The 17628-nt window shown below is 70.4% G+C and carries 16 protein-coding genes and 1 rRNA gene; 5 read left to right on the forward strand and 12 right to left on the reverse strand.

Annotation, left to right across the window (positions count from 1 at the left end):
- Positions 1-93 (forward strand): 5S ribosomal RNA (rrf, locus tag AC07DF_RS26515); the annotation flags it as partial.
- A 47-nt stretch (positions 94-140) separates the two neighbouring features.
- Here the strand turns inward: rrf and AC07DF_RS26520 are convergent.
- The 4 genes from AC07DF_RS26520 to AC07DF_RS26535 are packed head-to-tail and all read right to left on the reverse strand — an operon-like array spanning position 141 to position 3777.
- A complete protein-coding gene (locus AC07DF_RS26520; RefSeq protein WP_478976270.1) occupies positions 141-812 on the reverse strand; it encodes a response regulator in 672 nt (223 codons plus the stop codon).
- Complete coding sequence (locus AC07DF_RS26525) at positions 809-2056, reverse strand: sensor histidine kinase (protein ID WP_478976273.1); 1248 nt, start codon at positions 2054-2056, stop codon at positions 809-811. Before AC07DF_RS26525 ends, AC07DF_RS26520 begins: the two co-directional genes overlap by 4 nt.
- A gap of 24 nt (positions 2057-2080) precedes the next feature.
- A complete protein-coding gene (locus AC07DF_RS26530; protein WP_478976276.1) occupies positions 2081-2860 on the reverse strand; it encodes an ABC-2 transporter permease in 780 nt (259 codons plus the stop codon).
- The gene (locus AC07DF_RS26535; protein WP_478976278.1) at positions 2857-3777 is read right to left on the reverse strand and encodes an ATP-binding cassette domain-containing protein; all 921 of its coding nucleotides are present in this window, start codon (positions 3775-3777) and stop codon (positions 2857-2859) included. Before AC07DF_RS26535 ends, AC07DF_RS26530 begins: the two co-directional genes overlap by 4 nt.
- A 94-nt stretch (positions 3778-3871) precedes the next feature.
- On the opposite strand from AC07DF_RS26535, the gene AC07DF_RS26540 reads away from it, so the two are divergent.
- Entirely contained in the window at positions 3872-4414 is a 543-nt protein-coding gene (locus AC07DF_RS26540; protein ID WP_478976280.1) for a GNAT family N-acetyltransferase, read from the forward strand.
- 9 nt (positions 4415-4423) lie between these two features.
- Here AC07DF_RS26540 and AC07DF_RS26545 read toward each other — a convergent pair whose 3' ends face one another.
- The 8 genes from AC07DF_RS26545 to AC07DF_RS26580 all read right to left on the reverse strand — a co-directional run bounded on the left by AC07DF_RS26545 (position 4424) and on the right by AC07DF_RS26580 (position 14288).
- Positions 4424-6070, reverse strand: a complete 1647-nt coding sequence (locus tag AC07DF_RS26545; RefSeq protein WP_478976282.1) for a type IV secretory system conjugative DNA transfer family protein — start codon at positions 6068-6070, stop codon at positions 4424-4426.
- A 16-nt stretch (positions 6071-6086) separates the two neighbouring features.
- Positions 6087-7499, reverse strand: coding sequence for an ATP-binding protein (locus tag AC07DF_RS26550; protein WP_391114941.1), 1413 nt, complete (start codon positions 7497-7499; stop codon positions 6087-6089).
- A gap of 6 nt (positions 7500-7505) precedes the next feature.
- The gene (locus tag AC07DF_RS26555; protein WP_478976286.1) at positions 7506-9062 is read right to left on the reverse strand and encodes an SCO6880 family protein; all 1557 of its coding nucleotides are present in this window, start codon (positions 9060-9062) and stop codon (positions 7506-7508) included.
- Positions 9059-10396, reverse strand: coding sequence for a hypothetical protein (locus AC07DF_RS26560; protein WP_478976288.1), 1338 nt, complete (start codon positions 10394-10396; stop codon positions 9059-9061). The genes AC07DF_RS26555 and AC07DF_RS26560 overlap by 4 nt, the downstream gene beginning before the upstream one ends.
- Positions 10386-11216 carry a DUF8175 domain-containg protein gene (locus AC07DF_RS26565; RefSeq protein ID WP_478976291.1) on the reverse strand — a complete coding sequence of 277 codons (831 nt, stop codon included), beginning with the start codon at positions 11214-11216 and terminating at the stop codon, positions 10386-10388. The genes AC07DF_RS26560 and AC07DF_RS26565 overlap by 11 nt, the downstream gene beginning before the upstream one ends.
- A gap of 209 nt (positions 11217-11425) precedes the next feature.
- A complete protein-coding gene (locus AC07DF_RS26570; RefSeq protein WP_003991275.1) occupies positions 11426-11734 on the reverse strand; it encodes a hypothetical protein in 309 nt (102 codons plus the stop codon).
- Positions 11735-12168: 434 nt separating this feature from the next.
- Positions 12169-13458: a S53 family peptidase gene (locus AC07DF_RS26575; protein ID WP_478976294.1), complete on the reverse strand. Its 1290-nt coding sequence runs from the start codon at positions 13456-13458 to the stop codon at positions 12169-12171.
- A 227-nt stretch (positions 13459-13685) separates the two neighbouring features.
- Entirely contained in the window at positions 13686-14288 is a 603-nt protein-coding gene (locus tag AC07DF_RS26580; protein ID WP_478976297.1) for a TetR/AcrR family transcriptional regulator, read from the reverse strand.
- A gap of 72 nt (positions 14289-14360) precedes the next feature.
- On the opposite strand from AC07DF_RS26580, the gene AC07DF_RS26585 reads away from it, so the two are divergent.
- From AC07DF_RS26585 to AC07DF_RS26595, 3 genes are all read left to right on the forward strand, one after another.
- On the forward strand, positions 14361-15284 hold the full coding sequence (locus tag AC07DF_RS26585; protein ID WP_478976300.1) for an oxidoreductase: 924 nt from the start codon (positions 14361-14363) through the stop codon (positions 15282-15284).
- Positions 15285-15471: 187 nt separating this feature from the next.
- The gene (locus AC07DF_RS26590; RefSeq protein WP_478976303.1) at positions 15472-16479 is read left to right on the forward strand and encodes a bifunctional lytic transglycosylase/C40 family peptidase; all 1008 of its coding nucleotides are present in this window, start codon (positions 15472-15474) and stop codon (positions 16477-16479) included.
- A 221-nt stretch (positions 16480-16700) separates the two neighbouring features.
- Positions 16701-17411: a phosphatase PAP2 family protein gene (locus AC07DF_RS26595; RefSeq protein ID WP_478976307.1), complete on the forward strand. Its 711-nt coding sequence runs from the start codon at positions 16701-16703 to the stop codon at positions 17409-17411.
- The last annotated feature ends 217 nt before the right edge of the window (positions 17412-17628 follow it).

The following is a 17628-nucleotide window of genomic DNA, read 5'->3' on the forward strand; positions in this document are numbered from 1 at the left end:
ACGCCCGGTTACATTCCGAACCCGGAAGCTAAGCCTTTCAGCGCCGATGGTACTGCAGGGGGGACCCTGTGGGAGAGTAGGACGCCGCCGAACAAATATTGAAGAAAACCCCGTGCCATTCGGCACGGGGTTTTCTGCGTTTATGACGGCTCTACCAGCTTCGTGTCGTACGCCAGGATGACCGCTTGGATGCGGTCTCGAGAGCCCGTCTTCGCGAGGATGCGGCCGACGTGGGTCTTCACCGTCGACTCGGCTAGGTGGAGGCGTGTGGCTATCTCCGTGTTTGTCCAGCCCTTGCCGATGACCGTGAGGATTTCCCGTTCCCGGTCGGTGAGGGAGGCGAGGCGTGCGTCCGCTTGGGGCAGGTCCTCAGCGGAGGGATCGGTCGGCAGGTGGTGGACGTAGGCGTCCAGGAGGCGGCGGGTCAGGCTGGGGGCGACGACCGCGTCGCCGGTGGCGACCGCGCGGATGCCGGAGAGGAGTTCGTCGGGCTGGGCGTCCTTGACCAGGAATCCGGAGGCGCCGGCGCGGAGACCGGCGTAGGCGTATTCGTCCAGGTCGAAGGTGGTGACGATCAGGATGCGGGTGCGGGCGCCTGCGGCGGCGATGCGGCGGGTCGCCTCGATGCCGTCCAGGCCGGGCATGCGGATGTCCATGAGGACGACGTCGGGGTGGAGCTCCGCCGTCATACGGACCGCTTCGCTGCCGTTCGCGGCCTCGCCGACGACCGTCATGTCGTCCTGGCTCTCCAGAAGCATGCGGGAGCCGAAGCGCTGGAGTGGCTGGTCGTCGGCGATGAGGACCGTGGTCACTGCGGGTTTTCCTCCGGAAGGTGGAGACGGACGCGCCATCCCTGTTCGGGATGGGGGCGGGGGCCGGCCTCAAGTGTGCCGTCGTACAGGGCGGTTCGCTCGCGCATTCCGGGTAGTCCGCGACCGGCTCGGGGAGGATCGTCCGTCCTGCGGGCGCTGCCTGTGTCCGTGATCTCTACGGTGACGGCGGCCTTCTCCGCGTAGGAGAGTTCTATCTCCGCGGTGGCGCCGGGGCCGGCGTGTTTCAGGGTGTTGGTGAGGGCTTCCTGGATGACGCGGTAGACGGTGAGCTGGCGGCCCGGGGGGAGCGTGGGGGTGCCGTGGGTGGTGGTGCGGACGGGGAGGCCCGCGGAGCGGACGCCGTCGAGGAGCTGGTCGAGGTCGGTGAGGCCGGGTTGGGGTGTGAGTTCGGCTTGGTTCTTCTCCTCCTCGCGCAGGACGTCGAGGAGGCGGCGTAGTTCGGTCAGGGCCTGGCGGCTGGTGGTGGCGATGGCGTCCAGGGCCTGGCCGGCACGCTCGGGGGACTTGGCGGCGGCGTATCTGCCGCCATCGGCGAGGCCGGTGATGACGGAGAGGTTGTGGCCGATGATGTCGTGCATCTCGCGGGCGATGCGGGCGCGTTCGGCGGCGGTGGCGAGCTGGGCCTGCTGGTCGCGCTCGGTCTCCAGACGGCGGGCCCGGTCCTCGAGGGCCTCGGTGTAGTTGCGGCGGGTGCGGACCGTGATGCCGATGAGAACGGCCACGGTGATGGACATCAGCTGTGAGCCGATCTGCTGTTCCCAGCTGCCCTCGTCGCCGTAGCGGGCGGTCGATACGAGGACCGGGGTCATCATCAGGGCCGTGGCCCACCACAGGTCGCGCAGGGCACGGCGCAGGGCGATGTGGTAGACCACGGCCAGCTGGAGCAGGGCCGCTTGGAGCGCGGCGCCGGTCCACGCGTTGACGAGGGCGAAGGGCGCCATCGTGGCCAGGACGGTGCCGGGGTGGGTGCGGCGCCGGAGCAGGGGTGCCGAGAGGCCGAGGCTCAGGGTGAACAGGAGCCAGCCGGGGACGTCCAGGTTGTGCGCGTTGTGGCGCCAGCCACCGCCGGCGTAGTCGATCAGGGCCGCCGTCACCCAGAAGCCGGTGAAGTGCAGGTCCCACGGCAGCGGGTGGCGTCGGTCGAAGGCGCGCACCTTGCGGGTGATGCGGTGGGCGTAGTCGGTGAGGGGCTCCGGCGCCCTGTCTTCCGTCACGGGGTCCATCGTGATGGCTCTCGGTACCGCGTGTCAGACGTCTCGGCGGCGTAGGACCGTCGCCGCTACCGCGAGGATCGCCGTCGTCCACAGGAGCATGGCCAGCAGGGCCGTGCCCGGGGAGATCGCGCCGGGCATGGGCTGGGCGGTGGTGAGGGCCTCCAGGGCCTTGCCGGGGAAGTGGCGGACGGCGTCGTCGACGAACTCGTACGGAAGCATGGCCAGGATCTCCGGGAGGATCATGACGAGGCCGATGAAGGCGCCGATGGCCATCGGGACCGAGCGGAGCAGGGCGCCGATGCCGAGGGCGAGGACGGCGAGCAGGGTGAGGCCGGCCGCGTTGCCGGCGAGGGCGCGCAGGACGCCCGGGTCGCCGAGGGCGGCGGACTGGTCGGTTCCGGAGAGGAAGGACTGGGCGAGGGGGAAGGTGAGGAGGTTCGTCGCCAGGGTGAGGGGGAACGCCACCGCGGCCAGGACGGCGGCCTTGGACCACAGGACGGGCAAGCGGCGGGGGACGGCGGTCATCGTGGCGCGGATCTGGCCCGTGGAGTACTCGCCGGCGGTGGCCAGGATGCCCAGGACACCGAGGTTGATCTGGGCGAACTGGGTGCCGAGGAGGACGAAGAGGACCGTGTCCATCTCGCCTGCGCCGGTGCCGTCGTAGGCGGCGCCCAGGCCCGCGCCCATGGCGGCGGTGAGGGCGCTGGTGGCGAGGAGGGTGATCCAGGTGGAGCGCAGGGTCCAGAGCTTGTGCCACTCGGAGCGCAGGACGCGGGCCGGGGTCACGCGGTAGGGCAGGGCCGTCGTGGTCATGCTGCCGCTCCTTCCAGGGTCGCCGTGTACTCGACCGCTTCGCGCGTGAGGTCCATGAAGGCCTCTTCCAGGGAGGCGGTGCTCGGGGTCAGTTCGTAGAGGGGGATGCCGTGGGCGGCTGCTGTGCGGCCGATGTGTTCGGCGTTCGTGCCGCGGACCTGGAGGGTGCCGGGGGTGTCGGTGGTGATGTCGACGCCGGGTGCGGTGAGGAGGCGTACGAGGGTGTCGGCCTCGGGGGTGACGACCTTGGTGGTGCCCGCGCCGGAGTCGCGTACGAAGTCGGTGACCGTGGTGTCGGCGAGGAGGCGGCCGCGGCCGATGATGACCAGGTGCTCGGCGGTGAGGGCCATCTCGCTCATCAGGTGGGAGGAGACGAAGACCGTACGGCCCTCGGCGGCGAGGGACTTGAGGAGGGTGCGGATCCACAGGACGCCCTCGGGGTCGAGCCCGTTGACCGGTTCGTCGAGGACGACGGTGGCCGGGTCGCCGAGGAGGGCGGCGGCGATGCCGAGGCGTTGGCCCATGCCGAGGGAGAACCCCTTGACGCGGCGGTGGGCGACGTCCGTGAGGCCGGTGAGGGCGAGGACCTGGTCGACGCGGGTGCGGGGGATGCCGTGGGTGTGGGCGAGGGCGCGCAGGTGGTGGTAGGCGGTGCGGCCGGGGTGGACCGAGCGGGCCTCCAGCAGGGCGCCGACCTCGGTCAGGGGCGCGGGGTGGGCGGCGTAGGAGCGAGCGCCCACGGTCGCGTGGCCGCGGGTGGGGGCGTCGAGGCCGAGGATCATCCGCATGGTTGTGGACTTGCCGGCGCCGTTCGGGCCGAGGAAGCCGGTGACGGTGCCGGGGCGGACGGTGAAGGACAGGTCCGTGACGACCGTCCGGTCGCCGTAGCGTTTGGTCAGTTCGTGTGCGGTCAGCATGCTTCGATGCTCGTGCGTGCGCGGGCGGCGGGCGTCGGACCGGCGGCGGTAATCGGGGTGAGGGGCGTCGTACCCGGGTACTACCGTTGCCCGCATGAGCTATGTGATCCGGTCCGTCCGTGCTGATGAGTGGCCCGCGGCGAAGGAGCTGCGGCTCGCGGCGCTGCGGGACCCGGTGGCGCACCTCGCCTTTCTGGAGACGTACGAGGAGGCCGTGGCCAAGCCGGACTCCTTCTGGCAGGAGCGGACGGCCGGGGCCGCCGAGGGGGCGGACAGGGCGCAGCAGATCATCGCCGAGGGGCCGGACGGGCAGTGGGTGGGGACGCTGACCGTGCTCGTGGAGGAGCCCGGCACGATGGACTGGGCCGGGTTCGAGGTGGAGCGGAAGCAGGGGCATGTCGTCGCTGTGTTCGTACGGCCCGAGGAGCGCGGGAGCGGGCTGACAGAGGTGCTGTTCGACGCGGCCCTGGAGTGGTCGTGGGCGCAGGGGCTCGAGCGGGTGCGGCTCATCGTGCACGAGGAGAACGGGCGGGCGCAGCGGTTCTATCGCCGGGCGGGGTTCGAGCCGAGCGGGGTGACCGTGCCGCTGGGGGACGCGGGGGAGCGGGAGTTGGAGTTCGTGCTCGAGCGTGAGTGACGGGGCAGCCTAGACAGGGAGTTCGTCGTGCGGCCAGCGGGCGCGGCCCTGTTCGCGGGACCGGAGCAGGGCCAGGGTCGGCATGCCCCGGTCCGCTCCGGTGGCCAGGAGCTCCGGCAGTTGGGGAAGCGGAGCCACGGCCGCGACGTCGTCCAGGACGAGCGTCATTGGTGGGTCGAGGCGACCGGCCGATGACCGTTCGGCCATGTGCCGGCCGCGCTCGACCACGCTGGAGACGAGGGCCGTCAGGAGGGGCATCGCGCCCGGATTCGTCCTGGGGTCCTCGATGGATTCCCCCACCACATAAAGCGTGCCCCCTTCGTGGATGAAGGAATCCAAGGCGAGGGCATCACTTCGGTTGGGAGTGCAGGCCTCGCGGATGTTGACCGTGGAGAGTGCCGTGAGGGCTCGGGTGGTCAACTGCTGGGCCATGTCGCGGCGTTCGGGGTGGGCGGTGAGAGCGCCTTCGAGTTCGCCGGCGGCGCCGGGGGCGGCTTTGGGGTTGGTGCGGAGGATGCGGACGGCGTCCTGGATCTGGGTGCCCTGGGACCAGCGGTGGACGTGGCGGATGGTGCGGCCGTCGATGGCCGCGGCGTGCAGGTAGCTCCGCAGGAGTGTCTCGGCTGTGTCGCTGAGGGCTTGGTCCAGCTTCGCGGTGGGGCGGACGGGGGCGAGGAGCGCGGCGGCTCGTCGGGTTGCCGTTGCCTTGTCCTCGCAGCCGGCGGTGGGGGACCAGTGGAGGCGGGACGGGGTGTCGCAGAGGTGGGTGGGGTCGTAGAGGTGAGTGGGGCCCAGTTTGGCTCTGGCGTCTTTTGTGTCGTGCCACAGGTTGGGGTTCGAGGTGACGACCAGGGCTGGGCCTTCCGCGTCGCGTACGGCCTGGGTGGCGGTGGTTCGACGGGATTCCCTTGGGGCTACGAGGATTTTTTCCCACCCGCCCACCCGTTCCTGGGCGAACAGAGACGCCGGGGTCGCGGGGACGGTTGCAGGGGGTGGGGTGGTGGTCGCCGTCGGGTGTGGGGAGCCTGCCGCAGGGTGGGGGGAGTCGGGTGGGCTCGCTGTGGGGTCCAGGGGGCTCGTGGGGTCGGAGGGCGAGCGGCGGGGGGTCGGGACCTCGTGCTGCACTGCCGGGGGAGCGTGCTCGTGCGCCGGTGCGGGGACCTCGTGCTGCACCGCCGAGGGTGCGTGCTCGTGCGCTGCTGCCGGGACCTCGTGCTGCGTCGATGCCCGGACCTCGTGCTGCGTCGGTGTCGGCCGTTCCTCCGCCGCCAGGATCCTCTCCTCCCGGCGCCTCGCCCGGACCGCCCTCCACCGGGCCAGGGTGCCCATCACGAAGACCGTCAGGACGACCAGGATCATCAGCTGGCCGATGAACAGGCCCCAGAACAGGCCGTAGCCGGAGAGTTCGCCGGGGGGTGTGTCCGGCCAGGCGCCGGGGATGTCGTGGGGCTGGGCGATGAGGCCGCGCATGGCGAGGGGGGTGCGGGTGAAGGTGACGCCGGACGGCCAGGAGCCGTGGGCGAACAGTGCGGCGAGGCCGGTGGCCGTCCACACCAGCAGGGTCATGCCGAGGAGGAACGCGAGTATGCCGATCAGGAGGCCGTCGGGGATGCCTCCCTGGGTGTCCCGCTGGGTGTGGCGCTCGTCCGGTCTCACGTGTCCTCCCCCCTGCCTACGCCACCGTCGATTCGGAGTCGCCCAGGTGGTGTTCCACGAAGGCCGCGGCCCGTTCCTCCGCTTCCAGTTCGGCGGCGCGCAGGGCGTCGTCGTCCGCGAGGTCGGCGGAGGACTCGGTCATCGCGCGGTCCGTGAAGACCAGCGGGCGTTCGGTCTCCGTGACCAGGTGTTTGACGACCTGGACGTTGCCGTTGACGTCCCAGACGGCGATGCCGGGGGTGAGGGTCGGGATGATCTCGACCGCCCAGCGGGGGAGGCCGAGCACTCTGCCCGTCGCCCGCGCCTCGTCCGCCTTCTGGGCGTAGATCGTCCTTGTCGACGCCATCTTCAGGATGGCCGCCGCCTCTCTCGCCGCCGCGCCGTCGACGACGTCCGAGAGGTGGTGGACGACCGCGACGAAGGACAGGCCGAGCCGTCGGCCGAACTTCAGCAGGCGCTGGAAGAGCTGCGCCACGAAGGGGCTGTTGATGATGTGCCAGGCCTCCTCGACCAGGAAGATGCGCTTCTTCCGGTCGGGGCGGATCCAGGTGTGCTCCAGCCAGACGCCGACGATCGCCATGAGGATGGGCATGGCGATGGAGTTGCGGTCGATGTGGGACAGGTCGAAGACGATGAGGGGCGCGTCGAGGTCGATGCCGACCGTCGTCGGGCCGTCGAACATGCCGCGCAGGTCACCGTCGACGAGACGGTCCAGGACCAGCGCGACGTCCAGGCCCCAGGCCCGTACGTCGTCTATGGCGACGTTCATCGCCTCGGCCGACTCGGGTTCGGGGTGCCGTAGTTGCTCGACGATGTCGGTGAGGACCGGCTGGCGTTCGACGATGGTCTCGTTGACGTAGGCGTGCGCGACCTTCAGGGCGAAGCCGGAGCGTTCGTCCAGGCCGTGGCCCATGGCGACCTCGATGATCGTCCGGAGCAGCGCGAGCTGGCCCGTCGTCGTGATCGCGGGGTCGAGGGGGTTGAGGCGGATGCCCATGTCCAGGGCGGCCATGGGGTCCAGGCGGATGGGGGTTATCCCCAGCTCCTGGGCGATGAGGTTCCATTCACCCACCCCGTCCTCGCCCTGGGCGTCCAGGACGACGACCTGGCGGTCGCGGAAGCGCAGCTGGCGCAGGACGTACGTCTTCTCCAGCGCCGACTTGCCGTTGCCGGACTCGCCGAGGACCAGCCAGTGGGGGGCGGGGAGCTGCTGCCCGTACAGCTGGAAGGGGTCGTAGATGTAGCCCTTTCCGGAGTACACCTCGCGGCCGATGATGACGCCGGAGTCGCCGAGGCCGGGGGCGGCGGTCGGGAGGTAGACCGCCTGGGCCTGGCCCGTGGACGTGCGCACCGGGAGCCTGGTCGTCTCGACCTTCCCGAAGAGGAAGGACGTGAAGGCGTCGGTGAGGACGGACAGCGGGTCCCGCATCAGGTCCTACCTCCGAATGCCGGTGGCGAAGGGAAGGGTGTTCACGAAGGCGCGGTGGTGCTCGCGGTCGCACCATTCCAGCTTGAGGTACGACTTTCCGGCCGAGGCCCTTATCGTCCGCTTGTCGCGGGCGAGGGCGTCGGGGGAGCGGGACGAGACGGTGATGTAGCCGACGAGGTTGACGCCGGCCGCGCCGCTGGCGAGGTCCTCTCCGCGCTGGTCGAGCCGGGAGTTCGCGGCCACGTCACGTGGGTCGACGGTGCGGTTCATCTTGGCGGCGCGGGACGCCTCGGCCTCGTCGTTGGTCTTCTCGGTGAGCATGCGCTCGATGGCGATCTCGGTGGGTTCGAGGTCCATCGTGACGGCGACCGTGCGGATGACGTCCGGGGTGTGGACGAGGAGCGGGGCGAGGAAGTTGACGCCGACGGGGGTCATCGGCCACTCCTTCACCCAGGCGGTGGCGTGGCACCAGGGGGCGCGGGTGCTGGACTCGCGGGTCTTGGCCTGGAGATACGTGGGCTCCATGGCGTCCAGCTCGGCCGGCCAGGCATTGCGCTTGGACATCGCCTGGATGTGGTCGATCGGGTGGTCCGGGTCGTACATGGAGTGGATCAGCGAGGACAGCCGCCCCTGACCGAGCGGCTGCCGTACGCGGATGTCGGCCTCCTGAAGGCGCGAGCAGATGTCCGTCAGCTCGCGGGCCATGACGACGGCGAGTCCGGCGTCCCGGTCGACCTTGCCGCCGTGGCTGCGGGCCGCGCGGGCCATGGCGTTGGCCTCGGCGGCGAGCTCGCGCGTGTAGTGCATGCAGGCGACGAGGTAGGCGCGGTGCTGCTCGCTGCTGGTCGACACCATGGACTGGAGCTGGTCGTAGGACTGCTGCAGCCACGGCGGTGCCTTCTCGTCGCCGCGCAGGGAGACGTCCTTGGCGTGCGCGTCCGGGTCGGCGGGGAGGGTGCGGGCGAGCATCTGCAGGCGGGTGACGAAGCCGTCGCCGTTGGCCACGTGCTTGAGCAGGGTGCCGAAGCGGTCGACCAGGGCTTCCTGGTCCTCGGAGTCGCGCAGGCCGACGCCGGGGCCCTCGATCTCGATGGCGGCGGTGACGGTCTTGCGGTCGGCGTGCAGCAGTACGGCGATCTCGTCGGGCCCGAAGGGGGCGGCCAGCCAGGTGACGCGGCCGATGCCCGGGGGCGGTCCGACCTCGACCTCACGGCCGTCCAGCCGGGTGCCGGCCTCGACGGCGGTCGAGCGGTAGGTGGTGCCCTGCTTGAGGGTCCGCTTGTAGCTGCGGTTGATCTCGAACCACTTGTAGAACGTGCGGTGCTTGAACGGCACGTACACCGCGGCCAGCGCCAGCATCGGGAACCCGGCCAGCAGCACGATGCGCAGGGACAGCACGGGGACGAGGAGACCGCACATCATGCCGAGGAACGCGCCCACGACGATCAGGGCGATCTCGCCGGTCTCGCGGTTGCGGCCGATGATCGCGTTCGGCCGGGCGCGGCCGATCAGATATGTACGGCGGGGCGTGACCGGATGGGACACGTGGGACTCGGTCGTCAACGCCCTTCACCTCCCGTGCGATTGCTACTGCTGTTGCGGGTGTTGCTGGCGTGGGGAGTGTTGACGGGGCTGCTCGAACGGGGTGCGGGTGCGGCGGAGGGGACGGATCCGCCGCCGCCGTTCGAGGGCCGTGAGCTGTGGGCGGCGACTCCGCCGGAGGCGGGGTTCGAGGGGCGGGGGGCGGCGGACTGGCTGCCACCGCCGCCCTTGTTGTCCGCGCGGGAGCTGTGGGTCTTGATGCCCTGCGCGACCAGGGTCGCCGGGGAGCTGATGACCGCGGCGGCCTTGCCCTCGGCGCCCTGCATGAGGCGGTTGTTGCGGGAGCCGGCGATCTCGTCGCCGAAGCCGGGGACGAAGCGGTAGATCATCGCGCTGGCGAAGATGGCGAGCAGGATGATGGCGAGGCCGGAGACGACGGCGGAGAAGGCGTCCGGGCCGTCGTCGGCGGAGAGCGCGCCGGCGAGGCCGAGCACGATGACGATGACGGGCTTGATCAGGATCACCGCGATCATGATGCCCGCCCAGCGGCGGACGTGGCCCCACAGGTTCTTGTCGACGAGGCCGGCGTAGACGACGGTGCCGAGGAGGGCGCCGACGTAGAGGAGCGCCGCCCTGATGACGAGCTCCAGCCACAGCACGCCTGCGGCGAGGATGCTGACCAGGGAGACGACGATCAGCATGATGGGGCCGCCGCCGATGTCCTCGCCCTTCTTGAGGGCCTCGGAGAACGTGCCGAAGAAGGCGTCGGTCTGGTCGCCGGTGGCTTTGGCGAGGACCTCGGTGATGCCGTCCGTGGCGGAGACGACGGTGTAGAGGATCAGGGGGGTGAAGGCGGAGGCGAGGACGGTGAGCCAGAGGAAGCCGATGGCTTCGGAGAGGGCGGTGCTGAGGGGGACGCCGCGCACCGCGCGCTTGGCCACGGCCAGGAGCCAGAGCAGGAGCGTGAGGACCGTCGAGGCGGCGAAGACGACGGCGTACTGCTGGAGGAACTTGGGGTTGGTGAAGTCGACGTTGGCCGTCTCCTTCACGGCGTCGCTGAGCTTGCCGACGGTCCAGGAGGCGGCCTCGGCGCAGCCCTTGGCGAGGGAGGAGAGGGGGTCGAGGGTGGAGGTGGGGTCGAGACGGGAGGTTCCGCCGCCGCCTCCACCGCCGCTGCCGGTGTCGCCTTCGCAGATCTCTCTGGCCCTGCCGGAGAGCAGGGAGCAGTTGTCGTCGCTGGGCGTGGGCGAAGGCGTGGGCGCCGCGACCGCTCGGCCGGCGAGCAGGACCACGGTGGTCTGTACGGCTGTGAGGGTGGCGGCGAGCTTGACTGCGCGGCGCGGGCTACCGGGCATACGTGAACCCTCCGAACTCCTCGACGGCCTTCGAGATGTCGTCCGACGTCGACACCTTGTTGTCGCCGTTGACCGGCGCGGGGCCTTCCTTCTGGGAGAAGCTGTCGACCTTCCAGTCGCCGTCGGTCCAGCGCAGCTGCAGGGTCATGGTGAACCAGTCGTTGGTGACCGGGTTCTGCGAGCTCTCGCCCGTCATCCCGAACACGCCCGTGCACCAGACCTCGACGGTGGCGGCGCTGCCCGAGTACTCGGTGGTTCTGGTGCCGACCGGCATGGTGCGCGAGACGTACGTGCTGCCCTGAGGCGCCTCGCCGTTCTCGTCCAGGCCGACCTTGTCGAGAAACGCCTTGTCGTACACCTGGTCGAGGTTCTTCTCCAGCTCGGAGACTCGGCCGGCGTCGAATACCTGGCGGACGATCTCGGTGCGCCGCGCGGGCTTGAGGATGTCGGCCGAGACCAGCACCACGGCGTAGTTGGCCGCCGCGCTCTCCGCCCCCTCCTGGTTCTGTGCGAAGCCCGACGGGATGCCGCCCGACTTGGACTGGACGGGGCGTTGGCCGGAGGGGGCCGTGGCCGCTGTCTCCGGTTTGTTGCCGGTCGGGTCGCTCTTGTCGGCATCCCCACCCCCGCGGTTCGCGAAGGCGATGGCCGCGAGGAGGAGGACTACTACGCCGACCACCGTGACCAGGCTGCGGGACGAGGAGCGGGGGCCGCGGCGGGGGGTGCCGTAGGCGTCGGGGCCGGTGTCGGGCAGGCGGGTGCGGGTCTGGCCCGTGCCGCCGTAGCCGCCGGAGGCCTCGTGCTCGTCACCGAGACTCATGCCGCGTACGCCCCCTCGACGTCGTGCGGAAACACTTGGTACCGGTCGTACTTCTCATACTGCTCGTACGACGGTAGCCGTGCTGGTTCCCGCGCGGGCGCGGTGTGGTGACTCGACATCAGGGAAACGCAACCTCAGCCGGTGGGCACGACGGGCGGGTGGGATGGAGAGGGAGCCGGGCGTGCCCGGCCGGGCGGACGGTGCCCGGGCTACACGGCCATGCCGTACACGATGGTGAACAGCGTGCCGAGGGAGCCGATGATGAAGACTCCCGTGAGGCCGGCGATGATGAGGCCCTTGCCCTGTTCGGCGCTGAAGGTGTCCCGGAGGGCCGTCGCGCCGATGCGTTGCTTCGCCGCGCCCCAGATGGCGATGCCGAGGCAGAGCAGGATGGCGACCGCCATCACGACCTCGATCATCACCTTGGCCTCGTTGCCCAGGCTGCCGAAGGGGCCCCAGTCCGGAGCGATCCCGCCGATGATCGTGTTGATGTCTCCCTTATCGGCCGCAAAGAGCATGTAAGTCACCGCCCCTGTTGGGTAGTTCTTCACCCTCTGCGGTCGTGCAGAGGTCAGGCCTCATTCTCGCCGACAATGGCGCTGTCGGATGTCGACTTGGCGTCATTGATTGGCGGGTTTCGTACGAATACCTTGCCACCGTTCCGCGCCGGCCCCTAGAGGAGGCGACGGACGGTGTGCGAAGGATCGTATGGTCACTCTGTGTATCACGGCAGGTCACGACGGGCAATGAGGCCTGAGTGAAACCTGTCGTGAGGTTCCGTCGTTGTGCCTTTTTACGCCCTGTGTCACCTTTATGGACCGTTTTTGACGGTCAGTCGGGTGAAAGGTCGCGCCCGTGTTCTCCGGGTGAAGGCTACCTAACGCGGCGAACGGGCCGCGGCGGGGATGCCGTGGCCCGTTCTTCGGTGACGTTCCGTCACGGGAGGGTGAGGTCAGCCGGTGAAGCCGCCGAGTCCCTCGGGCGTGCCCCAGCCGGTCGGGCCGTCGTAGCCGGTCCGGGCGGTGCAGAAGTAGCCGGTGGTGCAGCTGCCGTTGGAGCCGCTGGTGACGTCGTTCAGGGCGGAGGTGTTCGCGTAGGGGAACTCGGCCGGGTAGGAGCCGCTGGAAGGGGTGCCGGCCAGGGCGTAGACGCTCGCGATGATCGGGGCGGAGGCGCTGGTCCCGCCGTAGGTGGCCCAGCCCTGGCCGTCGGCGCCGTAGGTGTCGTAGACGGAGACGCCGGTCGCCGGGTCGGCGACGGCCGAGACGTCGGCGATCATGCGCTTGGCGCAGCCGGTGTCGGTCTGCCAGGCGGGCTTGGTGTCGTAGGCCGAGCAGCCGGAGCCGGTGCCTTCGGTGCCGCTGGTCCTCCATACGGTTTCGGTCCAGCCGCGGGCGGTGGAGGAGGCGGAGAGCCTTGTACCGCCCACGGCGGTCACGTACTTCGACGCCGCCGGGTACTCGGCGCCGTAGCCCGCGTCGCCCGCGCTGACGGTGATGGCGACGCCCGGGTGGTTGAAGTAGGTGGAGTCGTACGTGGCGTCGGAGGAGGATTCGCCGCCGCCGTAGCTGTTGGAGACGTACTTGGCGCCCAGGGAGACGGCCTTGTTGACGGCGGTGCCGAGGTCGGCCATGGACGACGACTTCGCCTCGACGAGGGTGATGTGGCAGTTCGGGCAGACGGCGCTCGCCATGTCGAGGTCGAGGGAGATCTCGCCGGCCCAGCCGCTGTCGGCGGTGGGGAGGGAGGTGGTGGAGCCGGTCTGGCTCACCTTCCTGAAGCAGCCGCCCGTGGCGGTGCAGGCGGGCAGGCCGTAGTGCGAGCGGTAGGTGGCCAGGTCGGACTCGGCGTTGGGGTCGTCGTAGGCGTCGACGATGGCGATGGTGCGGCCGGAGCCGTTGCTCGCGGCGGCGGAGGTCAGGCCGTAGGCGTCCTGGAGGTCGGCGGGGCCGTAGCCGGAGGGGGAGGAGGCCTCGGCGGCTTTGGCCGTGATGCCGTGCTGCTGCTGGAAGGCGGTGCGGCCGCCCGTGACGCGCAGGGCGTCGCAGGCCATCTCGCCCTTGTGCTGGGGGAGGGTGCAGGAGCGGGTCCAGGTGACCTTGGAGGAGTCGGCCGGGGACGTGTCCGCGTGGGCGGTGGTGGCGAGGCCGGTGAGCAGGAGTGCGGCGGTGGCGGTGACGGCGGAGCCGGTGCGGAGCCATCTGCGGCGGGTGGAGGGGGTGTTGGGCGATGTCGTGCGCAAGGTACAGCCTTCTGGCAGTGGTGGGCAGAGGCCTGCGGGTGGGGGATCCGCCGGTGCGGTTCCCGGCGGGGGCGGCGACCCGCGACGACGATCGCTTGTTGAGTACGTGACAACAAGACGGCTGGCGGAATCCTGACTTCCGCCTTACTGAAGGGGAGGCCGTGCTTACCGGTCGATGGCGGCTCGATGGCCGGGGGATGGGCGCGGTTTGACCAAAGGGCCCGGCGTCAGCGGGGCTTGAGGCCGTGCAGGAGGAGGTGGACGAGCTCCTCGATGCCGTCCACGGCAGCCTCGGGGGCGAGCATGCCGCCCGCCGCGAAGGAGGCGATGCCCTGGAGGGTGGCGCCGGTCAGCAGGGTGAGGTGCTGCGGGTCGCCCGCGATGATCTCGCCACGCTCCTGGGCGTCGGCGATCACCCGCTCCAGGGACCCCACCGTCCGGTCGACGGCCGCGGCCATCTGCTCCGAGGCGTCCGGCTCGTGCTTGCGGGCGTACATGAGCTCCAGCAGCTCGGCGTTGTCGATCGCGAAGGCGAGATAGGCCCGGGCGAGGGCGGTGAGCCGCCGCTCCAGCGGGAGGGCGGCGTCGTCGGCGCCGTCCAGGGCCTGGCCCAGCCGGTCGTATCCGGCGAGCGCCAGGGCGTTGAGCAGGGCCTGCTTGTCCTTGAAGTGGCGGCCGGGCGCGGCATGGCTGACGCCGGCCTCGCGGGCCAGTTCGCGCAGCGAAAGCGCGCCGGCCCCCTTCTCCCGCAGGGTGCGCTCGGCGCCGGCGAGCAGGGTGGAGCGCAGGTCTCCGTGGTGGTAGGGGCGGCTCTCGGGCATGGGCACCATCGTATCTCGATGTTGATACCGCCATCATTGTTGTCGTTGACAGCATTGTTGTCGGCGTCTACATTCGAGGGTATGGCTGAGCAGAAGACCAAGAGCAACGAGACATGGAACGCGCGCCGCCTGCCCGACCTCACCGGCCGGACCGTCGTCGTCACCGGCGCCAACAGCGGGATCGGTCTCACGGCGGCCGACGCGCTGGCCCGGGCGGGGGCGCACGTCGTCCTCGCCGTACGGGATCCGGAGCGGGGGCGGGCCGCGGCGGCGAGGGTGCACGGCAGCACCGAGGTGCGGCGTCTGGACCTGGCGGACCTCTCCTCCGTGCGGGAGTTCGCCGAGGCCTGGCGGGAGCCGCTGCACGCGCTGATCAACAACGCCGGAGTGATGATGCTCCCCAGGCAGCACACCAGGGACGGCTTCGAGATGCAGTTCGGCACGAACCATCTCGGTCACTTCGCCCTGACCAACCTGCTGCTCCCGCACATCACCGACCGCGTCGTCACGGTCTCCTCGGGCGCCCACCGCTGGGGCGGCGCGCGGATCGGCTTCGACGACCTGGACCTGACGACGGGCTACACCCCGCAGCGCGCCTACGCCCAGTCCAAGCTGGCGAACCTCCTGTTCACCCTGGAACTCCAGCGCCGGCTCGCGGAGTCGGGCTCCCCCGTCCGCGCCCTGGCCGCCCACCCCGGCTACTCGGCCACCAATCTCCAGAGCCACGCGGCCAACCCGGCGGCGCGCGCCCTCATGCGCCTCGGCAACAGGTTCCTCGCGCAGGACGACCGGGCGGGCGCCCTCCCCACCCTCTACGCCGCCACCCAGGACCTGCCCGGCGCGAGCTACGTGGGCCCCGACGGCCTGGGCGAGATGCGCGGCGCCCCGACCCTGGTGGGCCGCTCCCGCGCGGCCAGCGACCCGCTGACGGCCCGTCGGCTGTGGCGCGTGTCGGAGGAGCTGACGGGCACGGTGTTCCCGCTGACCGTGGGCGAACCGGCGTGAGAGGGGTCAGTGCCCCGCGCCTGTGACGACCCCGTGCGCCGGTTCCCCCGGGCGTGCTTCAGCCGTGCCGCACGTGCAGTGGCCGGTTCTTCTTTCCGCCCCCGACTCTCCTCTTCGTGATCATTCCTGAGTGGGGCAGCCCCCTCTACACTGACCAGGCGACGGACTCGCATGCGGTGAGGGGCGGTTGACGGTGCGTAAGGCATGGGTCGTGGCGGGTGTTGCGATCAGCTCCGCCCTGGCCTTCGTGATGCTGCTCGTCGTCGGGGTCTACATCGTCGCCGGGAACCTGGCCAACGGCGTGGGCGGTGGGGCGAAGGCGCTGGCCAAGGGGGCGGTGCCCGCCGCGTATTCGGGCCTCGTGGCGAAGTGGGGCAACCTCTGCCCCGCCATCAGCCCGGCCCTGCTCGCCGCCCAGCTCTACCAGGAGAGCGGGTTCAACCCGAGGGCCCAGAGCCACGCCGCCGCGCAGGGCATAGCGCAGTTCATCCCCGGCACCTGGGCCTCGCACGGCATCGACGGGGACAACGACGGGGACCGGGATGTGTGGGACCCCAAGGACGCGATTCCCTCCGCCGCCTCGTACGACTGCGAACTCGCCTCGTACGTGAAGAAGGTCGGCGGGAATCTGACTGAAAACATGCTGGCCGCCTACAACGCCGGGGCGTACGCGGTGATCAAGTACGGGGGCGTTCCGCCGTACACCGAGACCCGGAACTACGTGAAGAGGATCACCACGCTCTCGGAGAGCTTCGCGGCGCCCGTCGGGCGGGTCGACCCCTCCGAGCAGGCCGCCGGCGCGATCGAGTACGCGCAGAAGAAGCTCGGCACGCCCTATCTGTGGGGCGGCACCGGTACCGCTGAGCAGGGCGGACGCTTCGACTGCTCGGGACTGACCCAGGCCGCCTACGAGACCGTGGGCATCAAGCTCCCGCGGGTCGCCAACGACCAGTACAACGCGGGACCGCACCCGAGCCGGGACGAACTGCTCCCCGGCGACCTCGTGTTCTTCTCGGACGACCCCACCAATTCACGGGCCATCCGGCATGTCGGTATTTATGTCGGAGGCGGGTACATGATCGACGCGCCGCGTACAGGTGCTGTGATCCGGTTCGACCCGATCGACACCCCCGACTACTTCGGAGCCACGCGAGTCACCGAAGATGGCGCGAAAGCACTGCCCACGACGGTGTGAGCCGAGCGTGAACCCACCCCCTGAGCTGCGAAGACGCATCTCTCTTCGATAACGTCTGCGTGATCATTCGGTGGAGTGTGGAACGTATCAACGGGGACCGTGCGTTCCTGATGACGTAGCCGAGCGGACGTCAGTGCGGAAGCGGATCTACAACCACGGGGGTGGCAGGAGCGGCGTACGCACAGGTGCGCCGGGAGAGACGACGAAGGGGCCGCAGCACCATGGCTGGACTCGCCGAATCCGGGTCGAACCCTGACGTCGACCTGCTGTACGACATCAATGGCCTGGCCAAGGACGCGCCGGGCTGGTTCGACCGGGTCATGGAGTTCGTGGGCGAGTACGGGCTTTTGCTCGCCATCGTCCTGCTCGTGGTCTGGTGCTGGTGGACCGTGCGGCGCCGGGGGGACGAGGACGCGGCGTCCTCCGTCGCGGCGCTGATCTGGGCGCCGTTGGCGGCGGGCATCGCCGTGCTGGTGAACGTCCCGATACGCGGGTTCGTGGAGCGGCCCCGGCCGTTCCTCGACCATCAGGGGCTCGAGGTGCTCGTCAGTGGCAAGACCGACTACTCGTTCGTGAGCGACCACGCGACGCTCGTCATGGCGCTGGCGGTGGGGCTGTTCGTCGCCAACCGGAAGTTCGGGCTCGTCGCGTTGGTGCTGGCGGTGTTCGGCGGGTTCATCCGGGTCTACATGGGTGTGCACTATCCGACGGATGTCGTGGGTGGGTTCGCGCTCGGTACGGCTGTGGCGTTGCTGTTGTCGCCGGTGGCTATGGCGTTGCTGACGCCGGTGACTCGGGCCGTTGAGCGGTCGCCTCGGGTGGGGTGGGTTGTGCGGGCTCGTGGGCGTGGGGTCGGTGACGGTGACGGGGAGGGTGCGGTGATTCCCGGGGCGCGGCGGGAGCAGGCGTCTGAGCGGGATCTTGCTGCCTAGTGCTGGGTGTTGGTGCTGGGGGCGGGTGGGTGCGCAGCCCGGCGTAGCGGGGTGCCTCCCCCACTCTCGGCTTCGCTCGAGCGGGGGGACCCCCACCGCCCACCCGTGCCGCCCCCAGCGGCACGCATGCCCGCAGCTAGGGCGGGTGTGGTGCCCGCAGCTGGGGCGGCGCGCATGCCCGCAGCCGACGGGCGGTGCGCGTGCCCGCAGCGCGGCG

It is taken from the genome of Streptomyces sp. NPDC044719, assembly GCF_056433405.1.

Bases quoted from the DNA above. Each gene is read 5' to 3' on its own strand.
- AC07DF_RS26540 (WP_478976280.1), top strand. From the start codon at position 3,872: ATGAGCTATGTGATCCGGTCCGTCCGTGCTGATGAGTGGCCCGCGGCG.
- AC07DF_RS26570 (WP_003991275.1), bottom strand. From the start codon at position 11,734: ATGCTCTTTGCGGCCGATAAGGGAGACATCAACACGATCATCGGCGGG.
- AC07DF_RS26595 (WP_478976307.1), top strand. From the start codon at position 16,701: ATGGCTGGACTCGCCGAATCCGGGTCGAACCCTGACGTCGACCTGCTG.
- AC07DF_RS26535 (WP_478976278.1), bottom strand. From the start codon at position 3,777: ATGCTGACCGCACACGAACTGACCAAACGCTACGGCGACCGGACGGTC.
- AC07DF_RS26565 (WP_478976291.1), bottom strand. From the start codon at position 11,216: ATGAGTCTCGGTGACGAGCACGAGGCCTCCGGCGGCTACGGCGGCACG.
- AC07DF_RS26550 (WP_391114941.1), bottom strand. From the start codon at position 7,499: ATGCGGGACCCGCTGTCCGTCCTCACCGACGCCTTCACGTCCTTCCTC.
- AC07DF_RS26530 (WP_478976276.1), bottom strand. From the start codon at position 2,860: ATGACCACGACGGCCCTGCCCTACCGCGTGACCCCGGCCCGCGTCCTG.
- AC07DF_RS26580 (WP_478976297.1), bottom strand. From the start codon at position 14,288: ATGGTGCCCATGCCCGAGAGCCGCCCCTACCACCACGGAGACCTGCGC.
- AC07DF_RS26560 (WP_478976288.1), bottom strand. From the start codon at position 10,396: ATGCCCGGTAGCCCGCGCCGCGCAGTCAAGCTCGCCGCCACCCTCACA.
- AC07DF_RS26585 (WP_478976300.1), top strand. From the start codon at position 14,361: ATGGCTGAGCAGAAGACCAAGAGCAACGAGACATGGAACGCGCGCCGC.
- AC07DF_RS26525 (WP_478976273.1), bottom strand. From the start codon at position 2,056: ATGGACCCCGTGACGGAAGACAGGGCGCCGGAGCCCCTCACCGACTAC.